At 45.7% G+C, this 24,002-nt stretch carries 24 protein-coding genes and 1 tRNA gene; 10 read left to right on the forward strand and 15 right to left on the reverse strand.

Features of this window, described 5'->3' with window-relative positions; all coding sequences use genetic code 11:
* The 4 genes from ICN20_RS10020 to ICN20_RS10035 form a co-directional block, all read right to left on the reverse strand.
* Positions 1 to 396, reverse strand: a 396-nt coding sequence (locus tag ICN20_RS10020; protein ID WP_216240458.1) for a hypothetical protein, incomplete at its 3' end; no start/stop codon positions are given.
* A 278-nt stretch (positions 397 to 674) separates the two neighbouring features.
* Positions 675 to 1,205: a hypothetical protein gene (locus ICN20_RS10025; RefSeq protein WP_216240459.1), complete on the reverse strand. Its 531-nt coding sequence runs from the start codon at positions 1,203 to 1,205 to the stop codon at positions 675 to 677.
* Entirely contained in the window at positions 1,202 to 2,065 is an 864-nt protein-coding gene (locus tag ICN20_RS10030; RefSeq protein ID WP_216240462.1) for a peptidylprolyl isomerase, read from the reverse strand. The genes ICN20_RS10025 and ICN20_RS10030 overlap by 4 nt, the downstream gene beginning before the upstream one ends.
* Positions 2,066 to 2,088: 23 nt before the next feature.
* Entirely contained in the window at positions 2,089 to 3,822 is a 1,734-nt protein-coding gene (locus tag ICN20_RS10035) for a ShlB/FhaC/HecB family hemolysin secretion/activation protein (protein WP_216240464.1), read from the reverse strand.
* Positions 3,823 to 3,991: 169 nt separating this feature from the next.
* On the opposite strand from ICN20_RS10035, the gene nadA reads away from it, so the two are divergent.
* The 4 genes from nadA (at position 3,992) to ICN20_RS10055 (ending at position 6,675) form a co-directional block, all read left to right on the forward strand.
* On the forward strand, positions 3,992 to 5,119 hold the full coding sequence (gene nadA / locus ICN20_RS10040) for a quinolinate synthase NadA (protein ID WP_216240466.1): 1,128 nt from the start codon (positions 3,992 to 3,994) through the stop codon (positions 5,117 to 5,119).
* Between the two features lie 18 nt (positions 5,120 to 5,137).
* Positions 5,138 to 5,992, forward strand: coding sequence for a carboxylating nicotinate-nucleotide diphosphorylase (gene nadC / locus ICN20_RS10045; RefSeq protein ID WP_216240468.1), 855 nt, complete (start codon positions 5,138 to 5,140; stop codon positions 5,990 to 5,992).
* A 75-nt stretch (positions 5,993 to 6,067) separates the two neighbouring features.
* Positions 6,068 to 6,358, forward strand: coding sequence for a type II toxin-antitoxin system RelE/ParE family toxin (locus ICN20_RS10050; RefSeq protein WP_216240469.1), 291 nt, complete (start codon positions 6,068 to 6,070; stop codon positions 6,356 to 6,358).
* Positions 6,359 to 6,366: 8 nt separating this feature from the next.
* Positions 6,367 to 6,675: an addiction module antidote protein gene (locus tag ICN20_RS10055; protein ID WP_216240470.1), complete on the forward strand. Its 309-nt coding sequence runs from the start codon at positions 6,367 to 6,369 to the stop codon at positions 6,673 to 6,675.
* A gap of 16 nt (positions 6,676 to 6,691) precedes the next feature.
* Here ICN20_RS10055 and ICN20_RS10060 read toward each other — a convergent pair whose 3' ends face one another.
* From ICN20_RS10060 to ICN20_RS10080, 5 genes are all read right to left on the reverse strand, one after another.
* On the reverse strand, positions 6,692 to 8,071 hold the full coding sequence (locus ICN20_RS10060) for a TAXI family TRAP transporter solute-binding subunit (protein ID WP_216240473.1): 1,380 nt from the start codon (positions 8,069 to 8,071) through the stop codon (positions 6,692 to 6,694).
* A 57-nt stretch (positions 8,072 to 8,128) separates the two neighbouring features.
* A complete protein-coding gene (gene nadB / locus ICN20_RS10065) occupies positions 8,129 to 9,787 on the reverse strand; it encodes an L-aspartate oxidase (RefSeq protein WP_216240475.1) in 1,659 nt (552 codons plus the stop codon).
* 92 nt (positions 9,788 to 9,879) lie between these two features.
* Positions 9,880 to 12,774, reverse strand: a complete 2,895-nt coding sequence (gene fdhF, locus ICN20_RS10070) for a formate dehydrogenase subunit alpha (protein WP_216240477.1) — start codon at positions 12,772 to 12,774, stop codon at positions 9,880 to 9,882.
* A gap of 28 nt (positions 12,775 to 12,802) precedes the next feature.
* Complete coding sequence (locus ICN20_RS10075; RefSeq protein ID WP_216240478.1) at positions 12,803 to 14,605, reverse strand: NADH-ubiquinone oxidoreductase-F iron-sulfur binding region domain-containing protein; 1,803 nt, start codon at positions 14,603 to 14,605, stop codon at positions 12,803 to 12,805.
* Between the two features lie 201 nt (positions 14,606 to 14,806).
* A complete protein-coding gene (locus tag ICN20_RS10080; RefSeq protein ID WP_216240480.1) occupies positions 14,807 to 15,031 on the reverse strand; it encodes a hypothetical protein in 225 nt (74 codons plus the stop codon).
* 158 nt (positions 15,032 to 15,189) lie between these two features.
* Here ICN20_RS10080 and ICN20_RS10085 point away from each other — a divergent pair, with 158 nt between their 5' ends.
* Entirely contained in the window at positions 15,190 to 15,783 is a 594-nt protein-coding gene (locus ICN20_RS10085; protein ID WP_216240483.1) for a DUF1080 domain-containing protein, read from the forward strand.
* A 1-nt stretch (position 15,784) separates the two neighbouring features.
* On the opposite strand, the gene ICN20_RS10090 is transcribed toward ICN20_RS10085, so the two are convergent.
* The 5 genes from ICN20_RS10090 to acs all read right to left on the reverse strand — a co-directional run bounded on the left by ICN20_RS10090 (position 15,785) and on the right by acs (position 19,083).
* Positions 15,785 to 16,135, reverse strand: coding sequence for a helix-turn-helix domain-containing protein (locus ICN20_RS10090; RefSeq protein ID WP_216240484.1), 351 nt, complete (start codon positions 16,133 to 16,135; stop codon positions 15,785 to 15,787).
* Positions 16,132 to 16,377 (reverse strand): DUF6516 family protein, encoded by a 246-nt coding sequence (locus tag ICN20_RS10230; RefSeq protein WP_370624564.1) that lies wholly within the window; start codon positions 16,375 to 16,377, stop codon positions 16,132 to 16,134. The genes ICN20_RS10090 and ICN20_RS10230 overlap by 4 nt, the downstream gene beginning before the upstream one ends.
* Positions 16,378 to 16,548: 171 nt before the next feature.
* Positions 16,549 to 16,854, reverse strand: a complete 306-nt coding sequence (locus ICN20_RS10095) for a YciI family protein (RefSeq protein ID WP_216240486.1) — start codon at positions 16,852 to 16,854, stop codon at positions 16,549 to 16,551.
* A gap of 104 nt (positions 16,855 to 16,958) precedes the next feature.
* Positions 16,959 to 17,049, reverse strand: a tRNA-Ser gene (locus ICN20_RS10100).
* Between the two features lie 60 nt (positions 17,050 to 17,109).
* Positions 17,110 to 19,083, reverse strand: coding sequence for an acetate--CoA ligase (gene acs, locus ICN20_RS10105; RefSeq protein ID WP_216227981.1), 1,974 nt, complete (start codon positions 19,081 to 19,083; stop codon positions 17,110 to 17,112).
* A gap of 187 nt (positions 19,084 to 19,270) precedes the next feature.
* Between acs and ICN20_RS10110 the strand changes: the two genes are divergently transcribed.
* Genes ICN20_RS10110 through ICN20_RS10130 form a run of 5 tightly spaced genes read left to right on the forward strand, consistent with a single transcriptional unit; the run spans position 19,271 to position 23,456 of the window.
* Positions 19,271 to 20,794, forward strand: a complete 1,524-nt coding sequence (locus tag ICN20_RS10110) for a fumarate hydratase (RefSeq protein WP_216240488.1) — start codon at positions 19,271 to 19,273, stop codon at positions 20,792 to 20,794.
* A gap of 37 nt (positions 20,795 to 20,831) precedes the next feature.
* Positions 20,832 to 21,638: a glutamate racemase gene (murI, locus tag ICN20_RS10115; protein WP_216240490.1), complete on the forward strand. Its 807-nt coding sequence runs from the start codon at positions 20,832 to 20,834 to the stop codon at positions 21,636 to 21,638.
* Positions 21,635 to 22,342 carry an energy transducer TonB gene (locus ICN20_RS10120; protein WP_216240491.1) on the forward strand — a complete coding sequence of 236 codons (708 nt, stop codon included), beginning with the start codon at positions 21,635 to 21,637 and terminating at the stop codon, positions 22,340 to 22,342. Before murI ends, ICN20_RS10120 begins: the two co-directional genes overlap by 4 nt.
* A gap of 5 nt (positions 22,343 to 22,347) precedes the next feature.
* Positions 22,348 to 23,040 (forward strand): MotA/TolQ/ExbB proton channel family protein, encoded by a 693-nt coding sequence (locus ICN20_RS10125; RefSeq protein WP_216240493.1) that lies wholly within the window; start codon positions 22,348 to 22,350, stop codon positions 23,038 to 23,040.
* A 2-nt stretch (positions 23,041 to 23,042) separates the two neighbouring features.
* Positions 23,043 to 23,456 (forward strand): biopolymer transporter ExbD, encoded by a 414-nt coding sequence (locus tag ICN20_RS10130; protein WP_216240496.1) that lies wholly within the window; start codon positions 23,043 to 23,045, stop codon positions 23,454 to 23,456.
* 30 nt (positions 23,457 to 23,486) lie between these two features.
* Here ICN20_RS10130 and ICN20_RS10135 read toward each other — a convergent pair whose 3' ends face one another.
* The gene (locus ICN20_RS10135; protein ID WP_370624566.1) at positions 23,487 to 23,921 is read right to left on the reverse strand and encodes a hypothetical protein; all 435 of its coding nucleotides are present in this window, start codon (positions 23,919 to 23,921) and stop codon (positions 23,487 to 23,489) included.
* Positions 23,922 to 24,002: the final 81 nt, after the last annotated feature.

The following is a 24,002-nucleotide window of genomic DNA, read 5'->3' on the forward strand; positions in this document are numbered from 1 at the left end:
ATCCCAGTTCACTACCGCACGTTGCGTTGTTTGATTCACTGTCATTGCTGCTGAGGTGGGGGTTTGGGTTTGGGAAATGGATGCAGAGCCGGCGATGACTTGACCGTTGGTGGGGAGTGCATTTGGTAGATTTGGAACAGTCGGGTTTGCTAACGCGGCACCAACTAAAAGGCAAGTTCCTGCAAAAAATGTTGCAACAGAAATTGCTAGACTTAGTCCAGGCCTTTTAATGCCTCTTTTATGGAAGGGCTTATTGCACCAAGAAAATGCAAAATAACCCTTTAAAGGGGCAAAATTTTGCGCTAAACAGGTGACTTCGGAATTACAGGTTGAGCTTGTTTTCTGATCGATTTGATCAGAATTTTTGGTCCAGAAATGTTTATCTGAACCGAACACTTTTCTGCTGCAAGCGTTGGTTGAAATACTGACTGCTCATCTGCATTTTTTTCAACTTAATTGATAACAAAATTCTTAACTACTTGAGGTATTGATAGCTGTTTACCTAAGCTTTTATTTTAACAAAATTGGGTGTTTTTAACAAATCCATCTTATGCCTTCCCGCAAGACCAATGGGTATATAGAGCAAATTTTTTACATTCAATTAATGTAAGAGAGGTTTTGAAGTTTTCAGAGTTTTATGGACTTCAGAGCAAATGAGAATTTACTTCTTATTTCTAGATTTTGATATCGGGTCCAATTAATTTTTTCGGCGTTTGCATTGGCGGAATTGCTTTATTTTGTTTGCTTTGATTTGCCTCTTGCATCACTCGATTGATGGCAGATTTTGATCCTGCCAAACTAAAACGATTCACTGCAAATGCGCCTGATTGAAGTGCAACTGCAAAGCCAATTGCCTCTCCATTTTGGATGCCCTTCAGCACTTCATCAAATGGTTTTAATATCTGAAAAAGATTACCGTTTATTTGCGTGCACTCCATCGTGAGGGCCGAAGAAATTGGTGGCCCGTTCATGAGTACCGAGTATTTTTCTCCAGGCGTACAGCGTAAGTTTTGATGGAGATAAAAAAGGCACTGCTCTCCAGAGCAAAACATACCAAAAGAAGATTGAGGACCATTGATCGTGTAGGCCTCATTAATTTGTCCATTGAGTTCAGTAACCCAGTTTTGAAATGCTAGCTTTTCAGCCCGTGCAAATCCTGAATGCACAGAAACCAGCATCAGAATGCTGATGAGGAGTCGCTTCATTGAACCACTCTGGCCGACTCTCGCAAACGCTTAATGGTTTCTGCTAAATACTGCTGAACAATAGCTTGTTTCAGCTGATTTTTTGACGCCTCAAAGCTTGGGATCTTGGTTGAGCGGGTATCTTCTACTTGAACAATTACCCAGGCATTTGAAAGCTTGATTGGCGTCTTGTTAAAGCCGCCCTTACCCAGAGTTCCCACAACATCCGCAATTGGAGGAGCCAATTGAGCAGGGCTAACCCAACCCAAAGACCCGCCTTGAGATTTAGTGGCGCCATCCAGGGATACCTCTTTAGCTACTTTGGCAAAAGAATCTCCATTTTGTAGTCGCCCAACCGTTGCAATAGCCTCAGATTCGGATTTGAGGATAATCTGACTGATTTTGTATTGAGTTGCTTGGTCTGTACCACCACCGAGATATTGCTTTTGCTTCTCGTATTCTTCTTTTAGCTTTTCATTGGTAATGGGATTCTTCTTAAGATGGTCTTCTATTAAGACCTGAAGGTATAAGTTTTGACGAAGTTGGGTAATTTGATCTTGAAGATCTACTTCCTTATCCAAACCCTGTTTCACCACCTCTTGCGCAATCAATTGGCGATTGATTAATTCATTTTTGATGGATTCACGTAACTGGGGAGTATCTTTTTGACCCTGAGCTAGCGCTGCTTGAAGGTTAAGATTAAATAAGCCTTGTGTAATCGGCACGCCATTAACGGTAGCTATGAACTCAAAATCGGCTCTCGATTCGCTTTTAGACTCGGGCTTAATTTCTGTTTTGGAGGCGGTTTTCGTTTGAGCATTTGCAGCGCTTACCGCTGATACGCCAATCAATACCACCAAAGCCAATTGTTTAAGCGTCATCACTTGCTATTTAGCTCAAGCAATTAGAACTGATAACTTCCAGTAAACCAGCCGCGTGGATTGGTGGTTGTGCCATCGGTAGCAACTTGTTGTCCGGTAGAGCTATACAAAGGATTCTTACCAATTTGCCAAGCAACCATTGCGCCTAAGTTCCAACCTTCCCAATCCCATTTCAGACCAAGACCTGCGCCTTGCAATGAATAGGTATTGTTGGCGTTAGTGAGGCCTTGCCAGCCTGGATAGGGATTTTTGTATTGCTGCACTAATCCGACGTCATAGAACATGCTTGCGGTAATGCGCTCTGGAAATTGATGACGCAACTCAACAGTACCGATACCGCCCTGAGATCCACCACTTTGCGCAACTGGATATGCTCGGACAGCGTAAGGTCCGCCCATATAGATTTGCTCAGCTGAATTTAAGTTAACAGAGGAAAACTGGCCACTCACTGCGACGTAGGCAGTCGTTGTTCCATCTTCGCTTAATTGCTGAGTGCGGTTACCCGCGAATGTGAACTTAGTAAAGCTTGATGGTGTGTATTGACCGTAACCCGCAACACTGCTGGATAAAATATCTAAATTACCAAAGACTGCGGCGAGTGATCCTGAGCTAATACCGCCACCAGCCAAGCTATCGTAATGATTGCCTGAAATGCCAACAGTTGCATTCCTGATGTTGTAAGCGCTGATGGTCGTTAAAGTTTGACTATTTTTATTGGTGTACTCTTTGATATCGTAGTTTGCTGTAACGTTTACGTTAGTGCCTTGGCTTCTAACCAGTGGGTATGCAGCACTAACACCAGTAGTCCAGGCATCGCCATAGCCAGCATTAGCAGTATTTGCGTAACTGCTGACGTTCTTATAGTTTAGAAAAGTTCCAGCAACCCCTAAGCGCAGTCCGTCTTTAGATCCAGGCAAAGAGTAGGCGGCTTGCACATATTGCGAACCTTCTGAGTAAATACCATTGACTGAGATTTGATCGCCAATACCCAATGGGTTGATCCCACTTAAGGCAATAACGCCCTGATTAGCTCCAGTTGTTCTACTACCGTAGTTATTCGCCTCTACCCTACCCTGATACCACTGCGGCTCTGTAAGCTGTAAACGCAATGCGGTCTCACCATCCTTCTCACCGGGCTCTAATTGACTAGAGACCATAACACCAGGAGTTTCATTGAGGATGATCAAAGCACGTTCGATCGCTTGTGTATTGAGCGGCTGACCTACTGGGTTTGCATAAGTAATATATTCAGCGGCAGTTTCTTTACTAAAGCGTGTAGGTCCATTTGGGGTGTCAACAATAACGCTACTCAACTTCGCTTCTGTTACTAAGATTTTTACAACGCCGTTAGCAATTTTTTGTGGTGGCAATATTGCCTGCACTGTGTATCCACTCTTACGATAGAAATCCACAACTGCATCACAAGCTTTTTGTAAGTCATCAAAGTTAACTGCACGACCCACCCAAGGCTTTAATACCTCTTGAATGCTAGCCTCTGGAAGAATGCTAATGCCTTCCACAACAAATTGCTTCACCTGAAAGGTGAGCTCATCTTTGCGTGGTTCACCAGGACGAGCGCCATCTTTTGCGCTAGGCTCTGGCAGAGCTAGTGGCGATGGCAATGGCAACTGCTTCTCCAAGTTCTGCTGCAATGCGCCGGCATCCACCTGTGCAAATATTGGCGCCGATACTGAAAGGCTAATCACCGCTAGGGCAATGCGAGTTTTTTGGGAATGGCAAAGAGAAATAAAGGACATGTATGGAAGCTATATAAATGGGGTGTAGATCAAGCTAAGGTCTTGATAAATAATGTATAAATTTTACTTTGAATAAGGTGAATTCCCATTAGCTTAAGGGATAACAGGCGCCTTTGGCCTAAATTGACTGATTTCAGACAAAAAAATGGTCAGTCGATTAAGATTTCGTATGAATTCAACCGTTAGCACCCCTATTTCCTTTGATTACCCCCAGCAAGACTCCGCTGGAGTGACTTGTACTGCCCAAGCCTGGGCAAAGACTCCTCCTCAGCTTCTTGGCGCTGAAAAAGAAGCTGTGATTGCTCGCATAAAGCAGTTATTGGTAGAAAAAGATGCCGCCCTCGTTGCCCACTATTACGTTGATGGCGATATTCAGGATTTAGCCTTATCTACTGGTGGCTATGTCGCTGACTCATTAGAGATGGCACGTTTTGGTAAAAATCATGCCGCCAAGAATCTGATTGTTGCTGGCGTGCGCTTTATGGGTGAATCCGCCAAGATTCTCAGTCCTGAGAAGCGTGTGTTCATGCCTGACCTTGATGCAACCTGCTCACTTGATCTGGGTTGTGATGCTACTGACTTTGCTGCATTTAGAGCGGCGCATCCAGATCGTGTTGTTGTGGTGTATGCAAACACTAGCGCCGCAGTTAAAGCGCAAGCAGATTGGATGGTAACTAGTTCTTGTGCATTAGCGATCGTGCATCAACTCAAAGTTGAAGGCAAAAAAATATTATGGGCACCAGATCGTCATTTGGGTCGCTACATTCAAGAGCAAACTGGTGCAGATATGCTGCTATGGAACGGTGCTTGTATTGTTCATGATGAATTTAAAGCGGTTGAATTAGAGATGCTTAAGGCCGCTCACCCTAACGCCATGATCTTGGTTCACCCTGAATCTCCGCAAGCCGTTGTTGACCTTGCAGACGTTGTAGGTTCTACCTCTGCCATGATTAAAGCCGTAGTTGAAGGTACTGCAACTGAATATATCGTTGCGACTGATAACGGTATCTTGCATCGCATGCGCCAGCTAGCCCCCAATAAGAAACTCATTGAAGCGCCTACGGCCGGCAATAGCGCAACCTGTAAGAGTTGTGCTCACTGCCCATGGATGGCCATGAATGGCTTACAAGGTATTTTGAATTGCCTAGAAAATGCTTCTGGTGAAATCTTCATCGATGAACCTATTCGTATTGAGGCATTAGGCTGCATAGAGCGCATGCTTGACTTCACCAAGAATCATCCCGACCTCTTAGCTAAAGCACAGCATGGCTTTGTAAAAAATATTGGCGCCGCTTAATTTATTTAATTGATCCTCATGTTTGAATACAACGAAACCTTAGAACAAGCTCGCCAACGCAATATTGCAGATGCCTTAATGGAAGACATTGGCACTGGAGATTGGACTGCCAAACTTGTTCCTAGCAAGCCAGTCAGAGCGCAGCTCATTGTTCGTCAAGAAGCCGTTCTTTGCGGGGTGGATTGGTTTGAAGGAACGCTGAAGAAGCTTGATCCTAATGCCAAAGTTACTTGGAGTTACCTTGAGGGCGATCTCATGAAGCCCGATACCAAGGTTTGCGATATTGAAGCTGACTCACAAGCCCTGCTCTCTGCTGAGCGTACTTGTATTAATTTCCTACAAACACTTTCTTGGACAGCTAGCATTACCCGTCAACACGTTGACGCGATTGCAGGTGCTAGCCCTAACCCTAAAGGTTGCGCTGCACTAGATACACGCAAGACCATTCCAGGATTACGTCAGGCTCAGAAGTATGCGGTGCTAGTGGGTGGCGGCAAGAATCAACGCCTAGCCCTATGGCATGGCATCCTCATTAAAGAAAACCATATTGCTGCTGCTGGTAGCGTGACTGCAGCCCTGAAAAATGCTCAAGCTTTAAATGCCGGGGTAGATATTCAGATTGAAGTAGAGAATTTTGCTGAACTTGAAGAAGCTTTAGCTGCTGGTGCCAAGAACATCTTGATCGATAACTTCAATACTGATCAGATGAAGCAAGCAGTTGCAATTACTGCTGGACGTGCTTTACTGGAAGCTTCTGGTGGCATTAACTTAGATCAAATGCGCGCTATTGCGGCTACTGGAGTTGATCGCATCTCTCTTGGTAAATTAACTAAGGATGTACATGCGGTTGATTTTTCAATGCGCGTTCTTTAAGTTCTTTCAGTAAATTCCCAGCTAAATTATAGATTTTCTTACATACTTAATGTATCCTATTGGCTACATTAATGAATGCTTGAAATAAGGAAAACAGAAGAATTTAAGGCTTGGTTAGATTCCCTTAATGACTTGATGGGAAGAGCAAAAATTCAAGCCAGAATAAAACGTTTAGCTGAGGGAAATTCTGGAAATACAAAATCGGTTGGCAGCAAAGTTTTTGAGATGAAGATTGATTTTGGACCCGGCTATAGGATTTATTACACAAAACATGCGAATGTGATGTATTTATTACTTATAGGGGGCAATAAAAGAACTCAGAATAAGGATATTCAGATAGCTAAACATTTGGCTAAAAACATATAGGGAATGAAATGAAAAAAACGATCACCAGCCCATATGATGTAGCAGAACATTTACGCACACCCAAAGAAATGGCCCTTTATCTCCAGGCATGCATTGAGGAATCAAATGGAGATGCCGCGTTTATAGCAAAAGCACTTGGCGATATAGCGCGCGCAAAAGGAATGGCTCAGGTAGCCAAGGAATCAGGCCTTTCTAGGGAAAGTCTATATAAGGCCTTATCTGGCGATCGAATCCCGGGCTTTGATACCGTATTAAAGGTCCTCGCAGCCCTTGGCCTTAGCCTGCACACAAAACCAATTAGTAAGGTTCGTGCTTAACTTACCTTAACTTACCTTAACCTTCCCTGCCCTTGTATATCAACTGCTTCTCGAGCGCATTACGAATAAATTCAATATTGTTTCGCAGGCTGTAGCATTCGGCAGTTGCTAGTTTTGCTGCTTTTGATCTGAGTATCCTGCGCTCCATCTCATTGAGCACCTCAATATATTCACCACGACGGGCTGGATCAAAGTTTTCAATCGTATTTTTCTCAAATTTATCGAGCTCTTTATAAATGGAGTTAATTTGCTTCTTGGCCAGATTGGTTCTGTAAGTGGGAATAGATTTAATGACTGGATAAGCAAATGCAGCAAAAGGAAGCAGCAGGAAGAACATGCGCTCCAAAAACTCTGCAAGCCAGAATGGCAAATACTTCATCAAAGTTGGCGTGCCCTTTTCATAGAAAAAATTTGCCTCATCACTCAAAGGGGCTTCAGTATTCATATAAGCCGGGAATTCTCCAGCTTTAGCAAAATAAGATTTATTGCCGTTAATTTCTCGGGCGGCCTCTAGGAATAGAACTTGGATAGCTGGGTGGAGACGGTTATCAATTAAGAGATTGGTCGTAGTTGAGATCAATTGAATGGGATGATCTGGAATGTTTTTCCCGAGATCAAATCCGCCCATGGGCACCGTCACTTCTTCAAAATATGGCAATAAACGGGTATAGGCATCTGCACGCGTGAATGAAGTCAGTTTAATTCCTGGATTCCTAATGAGTTTTTGTACATTTGGTGAATCAAAACCATCCACCAAAATAACAGCATCAATTTCACCGCGCTCTAAGGCATTAACACCTTCAGCATTCCCAAGGCTGAGCAAATTAGGTGCATCACCATTCAAGCCATTGAGTTTAAATATACCAAGTGCCTGTGTACGCGTTCCACTCCCTACTGGGCCAATATTGATTTTAAGCTTAGCTATATCTCTATCGGATATATGAATACTTTCATTAAAAGCACTCTTACGGTAAAACATCCACACTGGTTCATAGTCAACACTGCCGAGTGATTCCACACCAGAGAGATTGTCTATAGCAATCATTCCACCTTGCACAAAGGCCGCTTGGATCGGATCCTTACGATCAATTAAATGTTGAAGGTTTTCTTTTGATCCGTGGGTCTCTACTAATTTGAGTTCAATGCCTTTTTTCTCAAAATAAGTCTTATATTTTTCTCCCAATACTTTATAGGAGCCGCCTGTGCCAGTTGCCATTAGCACTTTGCCGGGAGGCGCAGGTTTTGCAAACCAAATCAGAATCACTAGGGCCAATACTAATAAAAATATCAGCGGCCATATCTCTTTTAAGACAGCAGACCAGCTCTTGATTTCATCAGCTGCCGTTTGATAAACCGCAGAGATATGTTCATGGACTTCTTCTTTAAGGCTTGCCATAGATTTCCTAGTCAGATGGGCTTAGCTTATCACCAAAAACAGGGCCTTAATCTTGATTTAAGAGGCAGATTCGCTCTCGGAACCCTCTGCCTGAGGAGTAAGGATGGTTGGATAGGAAACTGCCCAAGTGCCCGGGTAGTCACGGCTGTAATGCAGTCCACGGCTTTCCCTGCGCATTAAGGCTGAGCGCACGATGAGCTCAGCACATTCCAGTAGGTTGCGGAGCTCAATCAGATCTCGTGTGACTTTAAAGTTAGCGTAATACTCTTGCACTTCATAACGCAGCAGTTTGATGCGATGAAGCGCTCGCTCTAATCTACGGTTAGTTCTCACGATGCCGACGTAGTTCCACATGAGAGAGCGCAGCTCATCCCAGTTATGGGCAATGACTACCTGCTCATCCGCATCCTCAACCTGACTCTCATCCCATAGAGGAAGAGCAGGCATTACTGGGGTCTTGAGATTGGATATGTCTTCTGCTGCCGCCTTACCAATGACTACGCACTCCAACAATGAGTTACTCGCCAAACGATTAGCACCATGTAGTCCGGTATACGTTGCTTCGCCAACTGCATACAGTCCTGACAAATCGGTACGCCCTTTGAGATCCGTTACTACACCGCCACAGGTGTAGTGCGCAGCAGGCACAACCGGAATGGGTTCTTTAGTGATATCCAGTCCAAGACTCATGCAGCGCGCATAGATCATCGGAAAATGCTCTTTAATAAATGCTTCACCTAAATGCGTCGCGTCAAGATGAACATAGTCCAGGCCATGCTTTTTCATCTCAAAGTCAATGGCACGGGCAACGATATCGCGCGGTGCCAGCTCATGACGTTCATCATGCTCAGGCATGAAGCGTGTGCCATCAGGCAGCTTGAGTAGACCGCCCTCACCACGCATGGCTTCAGTAATTAGGAAGGTGCGATCGCTGGGGTGATACAAGCAAGTTGGATGGAATTGAATAAATTCCATATTACCCACGCGGCAACCTGCCCGCCAGGCCATTGCAATACCATCGCCTGTAGCGGTATCGGGATTGCTGGTGTAGCGATAAACCTTACCAACGCCACCTGTAGCTAACACCACTGACTTTGCTTCAATCGTTTCTACACGGTTATTTTTAATATCGAGTGCATAAACACCATAACAACGATTAGGTTTGCTACGTTGTGTCTTAGCATCTAGCTGACGATTGGTAATGAGATCGAGTGCAATCCAATGCTCCAGGATCTGAATATTTTTATGGGCTTTGGCTTTATCCAGCAGCACTTCATGAATGGCTTTACCAGTAGCATCTGCAGCATGAGCGATGCGACGATGACTGTGTCCGCCCTCACGCGTTAAGTGCAAACCCATGGGCCCAGATTTATCTTCTGTGAATGGAACACCCTGCTCAACCAGCCAACGAATCGCATCAGCACTTTCTTCAGCGATATAACGTGCAGTAGATTCCACTACAAGTCCTGCACCAGCATCTAAGGTGTCAGCCACGTGAGAATCAATGCTGTCATGCTCTTTATCTACAACCCCAACAATGCCGCCCTGTGCCCAGGCTGTAGCAGCCTCTCCTAAGCCACGCTTAGCCATCAAAATCACTGGCTGAGACTCAGCCATATGGAGGGCAACTGTCAATCCAGCTAGTCCGGCCCCAATGATGAGGACGGGAAGCTCGGCTTTTGCGGTGGTATTTACGGAGGGTTTGGAACTGGCCATAGAGGGTTCATTCTAAAGGGCAATTAACTTCTCCGGTTTAAATGCAAAAAGGCTCCTTGTGGGAGCCCTTTTGTGATTTGCCAGAACTATAGTTAGACGTTAGACATTTCCTTAGATCCGCCTGGGGCATTCGTACCATATCCCATGATCTTGGCCACTTCACCACCTTTAGCGAGCTTCACAGCGCAATACTTAAACTCAGGAATCTTGCCAAATGGATCTAGCGCTGAATTGGTAATCAAGTTGGCGGCAGCCTCATAGTAGGCAAACGGAATAAAGATTACGCCTCTCGGTGTGCCATCATCCCTTCTCACGTGGATACCGACTCCACCACGACGAGACTGCACGGTAATCACATCGCCAGCAGAAACGCCTAGCTGGGTCATATCTTCACCATTCATCGAAACAGTAGCCATAGGCTCAATCGCATCTAGCACGGTGGCACGACGGGTCATACTGCCTGTATGCCAATGCTCTAACTGACGACCAGTGATCAACACAAATGGATATTCAGTGTCTGGACGCTCGTTAGCCGGAATGATATCGGCTGGCACTAACTTCACCCTGCCATCCTTGGTATCAAACTTGTCATTAAACACAATTGGGCGACCTGGATCTTCGGCAGATAAACATGGATAGGTAACGCTAGATTCTTTTTCTAAACGCTCCCAGGTAATGCCGTTGATCGCGCCATGCATTGCTTGACGCATTTCATCATAAACCTCGGCAACACCTGCATCAGGACCTTGGTAATTCCAATTCAGGCCCATACGCTTGGCAATCTCTTGAATAATCCACAAGTCAGGTTTCGCATCACCAGGAGGATTGATTGCTTTCTTACCCATCTGAACCATGCGGTCAGTATTGCTAGCAGTGCCAGCCTTTTCAGGCCATGCACTGGCTGGCAACACTACGTCAGCCAGGAGCGCAGTCTCTGTCATGAAGATATCTTGAACTACGAGCAGATCCAATGCAGCCAAAGCATGACGAGCATGATTTAAATCGGGATCGCTCATCGCCGGGTTTTCACCTTCGACATACATGCCACGAATCTTGTCTGGATCAGAATCAGGTGCAGTGATCTTATGCATGATCTCCACAACTGTATAGCCAGGCTTTTTATCCAATGGCGTATCCCAGAACTTCTCAAACCAGGCATGCGCTTCTGGATTATCAACGCGCTGATAGTTCGGGAACATCATTGGAATCAAACCAGCATCACTAGCGCCCTGCACGTTGTTCTGACCACGCAATGGATGCAAACCAGAGCCTGGCTTACCAATTTGACCGGTGATACTCACTAAAGCAATTAAGCAGCGGGCATTGTCAGTACCGTGTACGTGTTGGCTTACGCCCATACCCCACAAAATCATGGCTGACTTCGTGGTTGCAAATTCGCGAGCTACTTCACGCAAAGTCTCTGCTGGAATGCCGCAGATTGGCGCCATTGCTTCAGGGCTATAACCCTTGATGTTTTCTTTTAAAGCTTCAAAGTTATTCGAGCGATTTTGAATAAAGTCTTTATCAACCAAGCCTTCTTCAATAATCGTATAGATCATGGCATTGAGCATGGCCACATCAGTGTCTGGCTTGAACTGCATGGTACGCCAGGCATGCTTACTGATCTCTGTTGCGCGCGGGTCGCATAGGACTATCTTAGCACCACGTTTAGCAGCATTCTTAAACCAGGTAGCAGCAACAGGATGATTGGCAGTTGGATTGGATCCAATCAAGAAAATCATGCTGGAGTGCTCAACGTCATTGACTTGATTACTTACTGCACCAGAACCAACACCCTCAAGAAGTGCCGCTACAGATGAAGCATGGCAAAGGCGTGTGCAATGGTCTACGTTATTGCTGCCAAAACCGGTACGTACCAGCTTCTGAAATAAATAGGCCTCTTCGTTACTGCCTTTTGCGGAGCCAAAGCCAGCCAATACTTTATTGCCGTATTGATCTTTGAGTTTCTTCAAGCCGCCACCGGCGACTTCTAAAGCCTCTTCCCAAGTCGCTTCACGGAAGATGTCAGACCAATCTTGCTTGCCCTCAAGCATAGACTCATCTTTAGCAACACCCGCTTTACGAATTAATGGCTTTGTAAGGCGCTGTGGGTTATGGATGTAGTCCATACCGAAGCGACCCTTAACGCAGAGACGATTGTGGTTAGCTGGGCCGTCACGACCTTCAACGCTAACAATTTTTTCGTCTTTGACGTTGTAAGTAATTTGGCAACCAACGCCACAGAATGGGCAAACGGAATCTACTTTACGGTCAACTGTTTGCGAACCAATCAAACCTTTTGGCATTAGCGCACCAGTTGGACAAGCTTGTACACACTCGCCGCAAGCCACGCAAGTACTCTCACCCATCGGATCATTTAAATCAAATACGATCTCGCTGTGACCGCCACGCATGGCGTAACCAATCACATCATTCACTTGCTCTTCACGGCAAGCACGTACACAACGATTACATTGAATGCAGGCATCCAAGTTCACAGCCATCGCTGGATGTGAAATGTCGCTACTTACCTTCTCACGTCGCAATGCCTTGAGCTCTGGTCGAACCGTGACATCCATGCGTGCTGCCCAGGTGCTGAGTTCGCCATGTTGATTTTTTTGCTCTTCTTCCTTGCTGTCTCCAACCCACTTAAATCCTTCATCTGGCATATCAGAGAGCAACATCTCGAGAACTAACTTTTGACTCTTTACAGCACGCTCACTATTGGCTTTTACTTCCATACCAGGCGTTGCGCTTCGGCAGCAACTCGGCGCCAAAGTACGCTCGCCATTAATTTCTACCACGCAAGCGCGGCAGTTACCGTCTGGGCGATAGCCATCTTTAAAACACAGATGCGGAATATCAACACCGTGGCGTTTGGCAGCCTTGAGAATCGTTTCGCCTTCATACGAAACGATGGTCTTGCCATCTAGCTTGAACTCAACGGTTTGTAATTCGAGTTCTTTTGGATTTGTGGGTGCGTTCATGTTTGTCTCGTTATTCCCTGATTTTTTATTAAGCTACTTCTTCAGGGAAATATTTATGAATACAACGAATAGGATTTGGTGCTGCTTGGCCAAGACCGCAGATAGAAGCATCCACCATCACAGTGGCTAAGTCTTCTAGTGTTTCTTGATCCCAAGATTTGGCTTGCATCAACTTTGCGGCCTTACCAGTACCAACACGGCATGGAGTGCATTGACCACAGCTCTCATGCTCAAAGAAATGCATCACGTTCAATGCCATATCGCGTGCTTTATCTTTGTCACTAAATACCATGACAGCAGCAGAACCAATAAAGCAGCCGTAAGGTTGCAAGGTATCAAAGTCGAGCGGAATGTCATTCATGGTTGCCGGCAAAATACCGCCTGATGCGCCACCAGGTAAGTAACCATAGAATTTGTGACCATCTTGCATGCCACCACAGTACTCATCAATCAACTCTTGAATAGTGATACCGGCTGGTGCCAATTTGACACCTGGTTTATTCACGCGGCCACTGACGCTAAAGCTACGCAAGCCTTTGCGATCATGACGACCGAAAGAACTAAACCACTCAGGCCCACGCTGAACAATATCGCGTACCCAATACAGGGTCTCAAAGTTGTGCTCTAAGGTTGGACGTCCAAATAAACCTACTTGAGCAATATAGGGAGGACGCATACGCGGCTCACCACGCTTACCCTCAATGCTCTCAATCATGGCGGATTCTTCACCGCAGATGTATGCGCCTGCACCACGACGCAATTCGATATTCGGTAATTTGAATGGCGGATTAGCCTTTAGCTTTGCCAACTCAGCTTCGAGCAATTCACGGCAGCCGTGATACTCATCACGCAAATAGATATAGCAAGCATCAATCCCAACTACGCTTGCTGCAATTAACAGACCTTCTAAGAAGCGATGTGGATCGCGCTCTAAATAGGTGCGATCTTTAAATGTTCCTGGCTCACCTTCGTCAATGTTTACTGCCATCAACTTAGGAGCCACTTGATCCTTAACAATGCGCCACTTGCGTCCTGCTGGGAAACCTGCACCACCTAAGCCACGCAAGCCTGAACTCTCCATTGCTTTAATGATGCTCTCAGCATCTTTCTTGCCTTCGAAAATCTCTTTAGCTAAAGCGTAACCACCTTGAGCACGATAAGACTCATATCCAACGTAATCTGGAGAAACCGCTTGCATCTCACCTTGCGGTGAAACGCCCTGCTCAGCTAAGGCAGCAGGATCAAAGACAGCATCATCTTTGGCCATTGGCTGAGTGGTTAAGTTATTTTTTACAGCAGCGGATACCTTGTCTACCGTAGCAAACAAAACTGGGTATTGATGAACTACGGCTACAGGAGCTTGCTCGCAACGACCTACGCATGGGGCTGCAGCCACTTTGATGTTTGGATTACCTAAGATAGTAGGTAATTTAGTCAATAGATTTTGCGCGCCCGCCAGTTCACAGGCAATACCATCACAAACACGAATCAGAATATCTGCCACTGGATCATTGCCACGCACTACTTCAAAGTGATGATAGAAAGTGGCAACTTCATAAACCTCTGCCATGGGCAGATTCATTTCTTTTGCTAATGCAACTAAATGACGATCATGCAATGCACGGTATTCATCATTGAGCTTGTGTAAATTTTCAATTAATAAATCACGACGATGCGGAGCATCTCCAATGAGTTTGCGTACTTCAGCAATAGAAGCATCATCTGCTTGACGACCCTTCAGCTTGCTTTTACGGCGAATGGTTTCCCTCAAATCATCTGCAGTTGCAACAGCAACCGCTTTGACTTCTACAGAAGGCTTTGGATGATTCATAGTTCGTAGTCTCTAATTTTTATATTTATTGCTATTTTTGCTCAGCACCAATGCAAAGCTGTATCTCACCTCACAAATCAAAAATGAGCTAAACCAAGTGCTTAGCCAGCTTTCGATATGCAAAATAACGCTTTATTTTGGGTTATTTATACCCCTAAGTCCTTGACGGCGCTCAAGGACTTGAATTAAGGGTTTACCCTACTAAATTAGGGATGGGGTCGGTCTGTCGCCAGGCGGCAATGAATAGTCCAACTTACGCTCGTACAGCCTTGCTTTGTAGCAATCCTGATAGCCCTTGCTGCCAATTTGCCAGCCAATTGAAGTGCAGTCGTCTTGAGCAGCAGATTCGATAGAGCCACAGCCTGCAAGGGTCAGAACGGCCAACACAGTGGCAATAGAGAAAAAGCGCAATTTTGTTGAATTCATGACCTCAAGTCTACTTGATTCCGACCTCAATATCGAGAGGCATAACCTCTTTTCCCACCTCTCAAGCCTTAAGGTCCCCTTGCTGACTTGTCTTTATGGGCCAATATCAGTAACAATGAAATGTACATACAACAACAAATAGAACCTCAGGAGACCCCATGAAAACATTCCTCAAAAAACTAGGTGTAAATATTCTATGTCTTACAGCCCTATCCATAGGCGGCGTTGCACATGCCCAAAATTCGGATGGCTTTACCGACCTCATTGACGGCGTCAGCTTGAGCGGATGGAACATTATTGGTAGCGCCAACTGGGTGATTGGCAATGGAATTGTCGAGGGCAATAAGCCCAATGGTTTTTTAGTCAGCACCAAGACTTACAAGAACTTTGTCATCAAGGCAGAGTTTTATGCTGAATCCAATACGAATAGCGGTATTTTTATCCGCTGCCAAGACCCGAATAAAGTAAGCCAATACACTTGTTATGAAATCAATATTTGGGATACTCGCCCTGAGCAAGCCTATGCAACTGGGGCTATTGTGGATGTTGCCAAAGTAGATCCAGTTCCTAAGGCTGGTGGGCGCTGGAATACTATGGAGATTGTTGCTAATGGCTCTAACTTTAAAGTCATGATGAATGGCGTAGTCACAGTAGCCAATGGCCAGGATAGTAAATTTACAGAAGGCCCTATTGCCCTGCAATCAGCTGGTGGTGTTATTAAGTTTAGGAAGTTACAAATCAAGCCGCTTTAATTTATTGAAGGCTTATCTCGTAGCGATCACCGCATGCCACGGGTCTGAGGGCCCTGGCCTCTTGCAACATTTCAACCAAGCCGTAATGGGACATTGTTTTAAGTGTGCGAGATAAATTCCCCTGCTTTCTTCCGGTAAGCTCTGCCAACTCAGAAATCGATACAGGCTTAGATGCTCTAATGACATGTAAAAGAGCTCTGTTTTCATCGCTCAAGACTTGAGCCAAGGAGCGCATCGAGGTAAACCATATCTTTGGATCGGCTGCTTTAGGCTTTAACTCGCCTTTAGCGATAGCGAGTACGCGTGCCCGAATATCTTTTTGTGATGCAATCCCAATTTTGATAACTTTCATTTCTCTTTATCCAGTTTTAAGACCTTATCAACATCTATGAAAAAATCACTTAACAGTCCATGTGCATCTTTAAAGTCGTAGCGGATACCAGGATCCCTAGAGTTGCGATGCTTGTGATCGTAAGCTAATTTTCTGCCTGAATAACCCGATCTAAGTCTCACTGAATGAGCATTGTCGTAACCTAAAATTCTCACCCCTTTTGGGTTATGCAAGGTTAATGAATAACGTATTCCATGAGGCACTCCATCACTAACCTCGATTTCCTAGGCCTCTATCTTTACCCAGTAACCATCACCTTGATCAATGACCTCTTGGTGCAAATCCAAAAGGGTAGCAAGCCAACGTTTTCCCATCACCCATGATATATCATCAGATGATATATCAAAAGTAACAGCCCTGCTTAAATAATGGAATTATTTTGCCGGTGGAAAGCCTGCTTTTTGCTCCCACATATTATTGAAAACATGAATGACCGGCTTTTCATAAACACCAGCCTTGGTATACGGCTCATCCTTTAACCAAGCATCGACATCTGCCCTGCTAGGAAAGTCAATGGCGATCAAACTACCAAGCGTCGTCTTGCCATCTTCCGAAGTGAGGGGGCCTGCAAAAGCCATGCGATCCGAAAGTTGCGCCAAATAAGCACGGTGCTCTGGACGAACCTGAATCCGTAAATCTGCTGTACCCGGCTTATCCATCAACATAATTGCGTAGATCATTTTTTCTCCATCTTTTGATTGGTTTGATTTTTTGCATCTCAACTACCGAGATATTACGGGAAGTTCCAAAGAAAAAGCCACCCGAAGGTGGCTTTCTTGATACTTGGCGGAAGAGGCGGGATTCGAACCCGCGGTAGGCTATTAACCTACGCACGCTTTCCAGGCGTGTGACTTAAACCGCTCATCCACCCTTCCGTACAGCCATCAATTATACGATTGCCGGAGGGGTTTCTGCCAAAAGCTGCTGCGTGCTGCTTATACAGACTCTTTGAGCTGCTCCAAGATATGTGGATTTTCCAGGGTTGAGGTGTCTTGAGTCACTTCCTCGCCTTTAGCAATCACACGCAAGAGGCGGCGCATGATCTTGCCAGAACGGGTCTTAGGCAAGTTATCGCCGAAACGCACATCCTTAGGTTTAGCGATCGGGCCGATCTCCTTGCCTACCCAATTACGCAGTTCAGTAGCAATCTTCTTGGCATCTTCGCCTGTTGGGCGACCACCTTTGAGAACTACGAATACGCAAATAGCCTCACCAGTCAGCTCATCAGGACGACCAACCACTGCCGCTTCAGCAACCAATGGGTTAGCTACTAAGCAAGATTCAATTTCCATCGTGCCCATACGGTGACCGGAAACGTTCAAGACGTCATCGATACGACCAGTAATAGTGAAGTAGCCAGTCTCTTTGTTACGGATTGCGCCGTCACCTGCCAGATACAAGGTGCCACCCAGCTCTTCTGGGAAATAGGATTTCACGAAACGATCTGCGTCATTCCAAATCGTACGAATCATGGAAGGCCATGGACGCTTCACAACCAAGATACCGCCTTGACCGTTTGGCACGTCTACACCAGCCTCATCCACAATCGCTGCCTGAATACCTGGCAATGGCAATGTGCATGAACCTGGAATCATTGGAGTTGCGCCCGGCAATGGTGAAATCATATGACCACCAGTTTCGGTTTGCCAGAAAGTATCAGCGATTGGGCAGTTGGAATTACCAACATGCTCGTAGTACCACATCCACGCTTCTGGATTAATTGGCTCACCAACAGAACCCAAGAGGCGCAATGATGACAAATCGTAGCTCTTTGGATGCACTGCTTCATCATTGCTGGATGCTTTGATCAATGAACGAATTGCAGTTGGCGCTGTATAGAAAATAGATGCTTTGTGTTTTTGGATCATGTCCCAGAAACGACCAGCATTTGGATAGGTTGGTACACCTTCAAATACGATCTCAGTGGCACCAACTGCCAGTGGTCCATAGGTAATGTAGGAGTGACCTGTTACCCAACCAATGTCGGCAGTACACCAGAACACATCGTTTGGCTTAATGTCAAAGGTCCACTTCATTGTGAGAATAGCCCACAAGAGGTATCCACCTGTAGAGTGCTGCACACCCTTTGGCTTACCAGTTGAACCGGATGTGTAAAGAATAAATAATGGATGCTCAGCGCTGACCCACTCTGGCTCGCATGTCGTTGCTTCATTCGCTACGATCTCTTGCATCCAAACGTCGCGACCCGCCTGCATCGTGACATCAGTGCCAGTACGCTTGCTCACGATCACATGCTTTACCTTAGGGCACTCACCCGTAGAAAGGGCTTCGTCACAAATGGCTTTTAATGGCAATGCTTTACCGCCGCGGAATTGTCCATCTGCAGTGATTACTGCAACTGCACCAACGTCCATGATGCGATCACGCAAAGCTTGAGCAGAAAATCCTCCGAACACTACCGAGTGAATTGCGCCGATACGAGCGCATGCCTGCATAGCAACAATGCCTTCGATGGTCATTGCCATATAAATAATGACGCTGTCACCTGACTTAACGCCCATCTTGCGCAGTGCATTTGCCATTTTGCAAACGCGCTCAAGCATTTCTTTGTAAGTAACTTTAGTAACGGTGCCGTCATCGGCTTCAAAAATGATGGCAGTCTTGTCGCCCAAGCCGGCTTCAACTTGGCGATCTAAACAGTTATAGGAAGCATTGGTTGTGCCATCTTCAAACCATTTGTAGAAAGGCGCCTTGGATTCATCCAAAACCTTAGTAAATGGCTTTTTCCAATAGAGGTTCTCTTTAGCAAGACGACCCCAGAAACCATCGTAATCTGAATTCGCTTCAGCACAAAGCTTGTTATAGGCGTCCATGCCCGGAATTGCCGCACCCTTTACAAAGTCTGCAGGTGGGTTAAAAACGCGGTTTTCTTGCTTTAATGGTTCCATGCTTCACAGCCCTCTATCTAATAATCAATATTCTAAAATCCACTACAAATGCGAGAAAATGTCGCAAAATGACAGGTTTACACCCTCAAGACCTTAGAAGATAAGTGAAAACACTGGGGATTTGCTCTATGGCAAACCCTTAAAATAGGGCAAACCTTACTAATAATGTGGAAATAAGCCTAAAAACATGACCAATATTAAACAAAACGACCTTATTCAAAGCGTTGCAGACGCATTCCAGTTCATCTCCTACTACCACCCTAAGGACTTTATTACTGCCATGGGTAAGGCCTATGAACTAGAGCAAGGTGAAGCAGCCAAGGATGCGATTGCGCAAATTCTGACCAATAGCCGGATGTGTGCAGAAGGTCACCGCCCAATGTGCCAAGACACCGGTATTGCGGTTGTTTTCTTAAAAATTGGTATGAACGTTCAATGGTCAGATGCAACGATGAGCGTTAGCGATATGGTGAACGAAGGTGTACGTCGCGCTTACCTCAATCCAGACAATATGTTGCGCGCTTCAGTGCTTGCTGATCCTGCTGGCAAACGTAAAAATACGGGCGATAACACTCCTGCTGTAATCCATTATGAAATCGTCCCAGGTGACGACGTTGAAGTGATTTGTGCTGCTAAAGGTGGTGGCTCAGAAAACAAAGCTAAGATGGTCATGCTCAACCCTTCCGATTCCATCGTAGATTGGGTTCTCAAAACTGTACCGACTATGGGTGCAGGCTGGTGCCCTCCTGGCATCCTTGGTATCGGCATTGGCGGCACACCAGAAAAAGCCATGTTGATGGCTAAAGAATCTTTGATGGGTCCAGTAGACATTCAAGAACTCATTGAGCGTGGCGCTAAGACACGTGCAGAAGAGTTGCGTTTAGAGCTCTACGAAAAAGTAAACAAGCTCGGCATTGGCGCTCAAGGCCTTGGCGGCTTGGCTACTGTGCTCGATATCAAAATCATGGAATACCCAACGCATGCAGCATCACTGCCTGTTGCCATGATTCCAAACTGCGCAGCTACTCGTCACGTGCATTTCCATTTGCATGGTGACGGTCCCGCTAAATTAGAAAAACCTTCGCTATCTGACTGGCCGGACGTGACTTGGACTCCAGATGTTCAAAAATCGAAGCGCGTGAATATGGACACGCTTACCGCCGAAGAAGTGGCGAGCTGGAAGCCAGGTGAAACTTTATTACTCAACGGCAAAATTTTGACCGGACGAGATGCTGCGCATAAGCGTATTCAAGACATGCTCGCCAAAGGTGAAGAGTTGCCGGTGAGCTTTAAGAATCGCGCAATCTATTATGTTGGACCGGTTGATCCAGTGCGTGATGAAGCGGTTGGCCCAGCAGGCCCTACTACCGCCACTCGCATGGACAAGTTCACAGAGATGATGCTTGCAAAGACAGGCTTAATCACCATGATTGGTAAAGCGGAACGTGGTCCTGTAGCAATTGAGGCGATTAAGAAACATAGGTCGGCTTACCTCATGGCAGTTGGCGGTGCCGCTTACTTGGTTTCTAAAGCAATTCAGACATCCAAAGTCGTTGGCTTTGCTGACTTGGGCATGGAAGCCATTTACGAGTTTGATGTCAAGGACATGCCAGTAACCGTTGCTGTGAATTCAGAGGGCATCTCTATGCACGAGACTGGTCCTAAAGAGTGGCAAGCCAAGATTGCTGGTATTCCAGTCAAGATCGCTTAATTATTTAATAACTTAATTAGCGACTACTGAGCAAATATTGGCACTCATTGGGGTTTTCGATTCGGGCGTTGGAGGTTTATCCGTTTTGGATGAAGCTCTGCGCCAGCTACCCCAGCATGACTATATTTATCTTGCCGACTCGGCCAATGCACCTTATGGTGAAAAATCGAGTGATTGGATTGCGGCGCGCAGTCTTGCTCTTTGTCAGTATTTAGACGGCAAGGGTTGCGATGCGATCGTAGTTGCTTGTAATACCGCTACCGCGGAAGCCATAAAGCAAATCCGGGACGCGCTTTCTATTCCGATCATTGGGGTTGAACCTGGCATTAAGCCGGCAGCGATGCAATCCCAAAACAATATTGTGGGTGTCCTTGCCACTGAGGCAACACTCAAGAGCGATAAGTTCAATGCACTTCTGGGAACATTACCAACCGACTGCACATTCATTAAACAAGCTGGCGCAGGCTTGGTTTCGTTAATAGAGTCAGGCGAAGCTGATGGCGAAGACACTCTGGAGCTATTAGCCAAGCATCTTGAGCCCATTCAGGATGCTGGAGCAGATACCCTGGTTCTCGGCTGCACGCACTACCCCTTCTTAAGAAAAGCGATTCGCAAATTACTTGGTGAATCCATTACGCTGATTGATACCAGCGATGCAGTAGTCAGGCAGCTCAAAAGACAAGTTGAGGCCTTAAAGAAAGACGGTAGCGAGAAAAATTTTGGATCAGTGCTTTTCCTTAGCAGCAAGAATGAAGAGTCATTGCTGTTGATGGCACAAAATTTGTTGTCCACAGATTTAACTTCACACGCCGTTGAAGCTCGCATCTTAGGTGAATTGAGATGAGCGCATTCTTGAAAAAATTAGATGCCTATATTCCGTTCAATAAAACGGAACGCATCATTATTTGTATCGTAGTGCTATTGCACGCACTGCCTGCTTTGGAGTTTTTACACCTTAGCAAACGTCCACCGCAAATGGATGATGAGCGTGTTATGGCTAATCTGGTTAGCCCAGAAGCCTCTAAGACTCAGCAACCGCCCGCTCCCCCTACCGCTTCTCCACCCAAAGCCAAGGAAGAGAAAAAAGTGGTTCAGGAGAAGCCAAAAGAAAAGCCCGCGGAAAAGCCCAGTCCTACGCAGCCACAGCAGCAAACACAGCAGAACCAGGCGCAAAACAAATCCGAATCTCAGTCACAATCTCAAGCGCAAAATGCAGCTGTAGCCCCTGCGACCAGTGGGGGTGCTAGCGGCACACCGATACAGACTGACATTGGTAAACTGGTTGTGGTTTATCAACCTGATGCTGACGCATACTACCCCTCGTTCTCGAAACGCTCTGGTGAACAAGGTGCGGTTGTGGTGCGCTTAATTATTGATGAATCCGGTAATGTAGAAGATGTAGCCTTACTGCAGTCAAGCACTTTCCCTAGGCTTGACCGCGCCGCCACTGATATCGGCAAACGTTATCGCTTTAAACCTTTTTTAGTAAATGGCTCACCCCAAAGAATTTCCACCAATCTTTTAATTAAATTTAATCTCAAGAATTAATCAATATGAATACACCATTTGGCATTGCAAATCTCTGGCTTGAAGGCGATGCAATTACCCGCTTTGTAGCCCTTGCGCTTCTCACCTGTTCTATTGTTACTTGGGTAATCCTGTTGACTCGTCTATGGGATTTACGTAATTTGCGCAAACTCAAACCAGAGCTCGAGCAATTCTGGCGTGCCACTTCATTTGACCAGGGCTTACAAGCGTTTAGCAATCATGCAATGAATCCTTATTATCAAATTGCTAAATCAGCAACTAAGGCATCCGCGCATCACCAAAGCCAGTCCACCAATCATCGCGAATTACTACAGACACTGAACTATTCCGAATGGATGGCCAGGAGCATTAAAAACAGCGTTGACGGTCTTGCTGCAGGCTTGCAGAAGGGCCTCACTTTCTTGGGCTCTACAGGTGCAATTGCTCCATTTATTGGTTTGTTTGGCACCGTGTGGGGCATCTACCATGCTTTAATCTCAATCAGCAGCTCTGGAAGCGCGCAAATTGATCAAGTGGCAGGCCCAATTGGTGAGGCATTGATCATGACTGCCCTAGGATTAGCGGTGGCGATCCCTGCGGTTCTTGCCTTTAATGCCATTAATCGCGCCAATAAACTCTTTGTTGCCGACCTCAATCGCTTTGGCAATGATCTATTAGCTTATTTTGTAACCGGTGCCCGCATTAACGCCGGGGAATAACTATGTCTTTTCATATCCAAGACGAACAAAACGACGATAGCATCATGTCGGAAATCAATATGACACCGATGGTGGATGTCATGTTGGTGTTGCTGATTATTTTTATCATCACCCTACCCGTTATTCAGCAAGCTGTGAAAGTGGAACTACCTAAGGCTAATAGCGTAAGAAATGAAGTGAAGCCTGAGTCAGTTCAGCTATCGATTGATGCCAATGGGCAAATCTTCTGGAATAGCACCCCTATTGATTTGAAAACATTTGATGGCTACGCAGAGAAAGCGGCTCAAAAAGATCCTCAACCAGAAATTAATCTGCGTGCTGATAAGTCTGTCAAATACGAATATGTAGCTCAGGTCTTAGCGGCTTCGCGCCGTGCGGGATTAACTAAGTTAGGGTTTGTAACTGAACCAAACTAATTTTTGAACTAGCTTCTAAATTGAGCTTTTTTATTTAGTCTTATATGGCGCTTTAGAGAGTAAGCAAGACTCTTCGCTGGTCTGAGTGCCATTTCCTATCGTTGCGCCTAGAATGCCGCCTTGTATTTTCTCGACCTTTTTGAATTTGCCGGTAACTGGATCAAGGGTAATGTTTGTAATAACACTACCAGCCGGATAAGAAACACCCATAATTTCTTCTGGCTCAAACTTTGCCTCTATCAATATCAGAATATTGGGGCGAGCAAGCGTAATATTTTTAACAGTCTGCGATCCCAGTGCGTCTGATTGATCCAGATCGCGGCCATCTAAAAATACCTTTGCCTTTTGCGTACCTGAAGCCAATGTTAGCTTCATCTCATACTCTTCTGTGTAGCCCTTTTCTGAACGTTTGCAATTAAATTCGAGAACATCAACGGCACAGGCGGCAAAAGATGTCAGGGCCACGCTAAGGCATATAAGGATTTTAGATAAATTCATAAGCAAGGTATTGGCGGCGCGACAGATGCTCCAACTACAGTCAAAGGC

Origin of the sequence: Polynucleobacter sp. JS-Polo-80-F4, from assembly GCF_018881965.1 — a bacterium.
Classification (GTDB): Bacteria; Pseudomonadota; Gammaproteobacteria; order Burkholderiales; family Burkholderiaceae; genus Polynucleobacter.